The sequence below is a fragment of the Bartonella sp. AP280QHHD genome (genome assembly GCF_042196125.1).
In the GTDB taxonomy this organism is placed as follows: Bacteria; Pseudomonadota; Alphaproteobacteria; order Rhizobiales; family Rhizobiaceae; genus Bartonella.
Genome location: NZ_JBHIPQ010000024.1, coordinates 1 through 2660, shown reverse-complemented (window position 1 = coordinate 2660; position 2660 = coordinate 1). Strand labels below are relative to the sequence as shown.

At 42.9% G+C, this 2660-nt stretch carries 2 protein-coding genes and 1 pseudogene; all 3 read right to left on the bottom strand.

All coding sequences use genetic code 11. The features are described from left to right. Positions 1 to 49: 49 nt before the first annotated feature. Positions 50 to 430 carry a hypothetical protein gene (locus tag ACFIMK_RS03035; protein WP_375683063.1) on the bottom strand — a complete coding sequence of 127 codons (381 nt, stop codon included), beginning with the start codon at positions 428 to 430 and terminating at the stop codon, positions 50 to 52. Between the two features lie 22 nt (positions 431 to 452). Next, on the bottom strand, positions 453 to 1580 hold the full coding sequence (locus ACFIMK_RS03030) for a N4-gp56 family major capsid protein (RefSeq protein ID WP_375617006.1): 1128 nt from the start codon (positions 1578 to 1580) through the stop codon (positions 453 to 455). An 88-nt stretch (positions 1581 to 1668) separates the two neighbouring features. Then, a pseudogene (locus tag ACFIMK_RS03025) lies at positions 1669 to 2650 on the bottom strand (hypothetical protein). Positions 2651 to 2660: the final 10 nt, after the last annotated feature.

The following is a 2660-nucleotide window of genomic DNA, read 5'->3' as shown; positions in this document are numbered from 1 at the left end:
TTTCTCCCTTGCAAGGGCTGTGGTAAATAATCTGCCATGTCTTATCCCCTCAATGATTTGTTACGAATTGCACAACCACAACACACTCACCAGCCGCAGTTGTTTTATCCCGTGTTGCATAAAGGGTCATCTCCTTATCATCTGCAACAAAAGACTTTTGATCTGTTGGCGTAAAATCTTGCGTGCCCTGGGCTTTGATGTCTTTTTCGCCAAACTCATTGCCGCCATAGGTGCTGCCAATCTTCAATTTCGTCTCAGAAAACGCTGTCTTCACAAACGCTTTTATCGAGGTAATTAAAGCACCACGGGGTAATATCCCGATTTTTTCTGTGAGATGTTTCTCTTTATGTAAGATATTCAAACGTAAGAAACTTACCTGTTGGGTATGTAGATTTCTGCCCTGTAATGGAGGGGGTAATTGATCTGCCATGTCTTGTTTTCCTCCTTAATGATTACGCTGCTGCTTCACCGCTGTAGGTAGGAATAACAATCGTTCCAAAATCTTGCGCTGTTTGTGCACTATTGGGCATTTGGAAACGAGTTTTCTTCATTCCTATCAAAGTCTTGGCGGCAACACCAAATTCACGTTCATAATCAAAATATTCTTCTTTGAGGGTGTAATTTGTTGCACTATGATTTTTCCCAAAACCTATAATCGCACTCTGCGCTCCTAAGAACACCGCACGACGCACACTTTTTACCGCTGTATTATTTGTCGAGTTAACACCATGGGTAACATGAATAGCTTCGCGTAAAACAACACCATTATACATTCCAAGAGAACCATCAAAGATTGGGTTCTTTGCACGAGAAGTCGCATAAACAGATTTTTGGATATCTAACCACTCACCAGCGGCTGTATTGGTACGCAATTGCATCACTTGTGTTGGGTGCAAATAGAGAACGTAAACATCATCACCGTTAACATGGACGGGAGAAATTTGCGGATTGGCAAGTTTGGCTTGTTTAACCGCTTCATCAATAAGCTTCAAACTAAAGCTATGTTTGGCTTTATCATTAAGATCTTCATCTTTGGTTTTCCCATCGGGGCGGATAATCCGTTCACTGCTTGGTGCCATGATTTCATTAAAGCCATAATGAACCGGCTTAATATACACTTCTCGACCATCAACGCTAATCGTACGGGCTGTATAACCACATACCTGCAAAAAGAACATGATGCTTAAACGATTGGCATACCAGCGAACCAAGCCTTCTTTCGCTTTCTTACGTAAATTCGGGAGGATTCTCTGTTGATCAATCGAGTCATCATTGGCAACACGCGCCGCATGTAAAAGCTCGTTAATCACCAACCGATCATTCATAAATTGAAGCGCTTCTTCATTGCCTTCTAAGGTTTCGCCTTGCGTGACACCATCTCCAAACAGATTGACTAGCAAACTGAACGTAACACTATCCCCTGCACTCTTATGGGTTTCGTTGTAAAGCTGGATAATGCTGTTTGAACTTTTGCCAATAAGAGGGGCAATTTTTGTCGCTTTCAAAACTTCATTGCTTAATTTCTGTGACCACAATTTCACCGATTGCGGATCATGGGTTCCTATATGTGTTGTTGCCATTGATTTCACCTTTCTTTGCTGTAAAAAAACCGGCTTAAAGCCGGTGGAAAACCCGCATCAAGGCGGATTATGTTGTAAAACTGATTGCCTAATCAGGGTCTGCACCCATTATTTCATAAAAACGGGCTTCATTTTTCGGATTGGAGATCCATGCGTTGAATTCTTTCTCTGACATATTGGCAAGGGTGTCTTTTGTCATAGGACCTGTCATGCCTCCTCCACCAGATGCTGTTAAGGTTCGCGCAGAATTCTGCCGGCTTTGAAGCGCTGCTACTTGATTATTCGCTTGCATCCCTTGGTTTTGATAACCAAGATTTTGCGCTATCCTATAAAGCTCTTCTGCTGGATTACCCCCCTTTTGGGCGCAAGTCGCTACAATCGTACGCAATTCATCCCCTATAATCGCATCTATCGTGCTCCGTTGCGCATAAGTCGGATAAACAGATGACCAAGCACTTAATTGCTTTGCACGCGTCTCATAAAGATAATCCGCCGCCGCATCAAAATCACTGTATTTATCTTTAATTGATGTAACAGAACTTTCTAAAAACTGGTTCAAATGATCATTAAATTCGTGGGATTCAATGGCTTGCCTTTGAACATCCTGCTGTGCCCTAATATACGCATCTTGCTTTTGAATCTTATCTAACATCCACGTTAATACGCTAATTGGGTCCTCACGTAGGTCTGGGGGCGCACCTTCTNTCCTGCTGTGCCCTAATATACGCATCTTGCTTTTGAATCTTATCTAACATCCACGTTAATACGCTAATTGGGTCCTCACGTAGGTCTGGGGGCGCACCTTCTCCTTCAACCATTGGCGTCTGGGATTGGGGTTCATAAAACTTTACAAGCGCTTCACGGGCTTGTTTGGCTTGTTGCTCCATACGCTGCTGTTCTATACTAGGAACAATCTCTGAAGGTTTTTCAACGGGCTGTGCAACCGGCTCTGGAGAGGTGACATCATCATTATCAATCGTTTCACCATCATAAGTGCCAGCATCAAAAGAGCTCTCATCATCAAAGACCGGTGCTCCAACTCTGTAATCTTCATTCATAGCTTCGTTCATTTCTGCATTC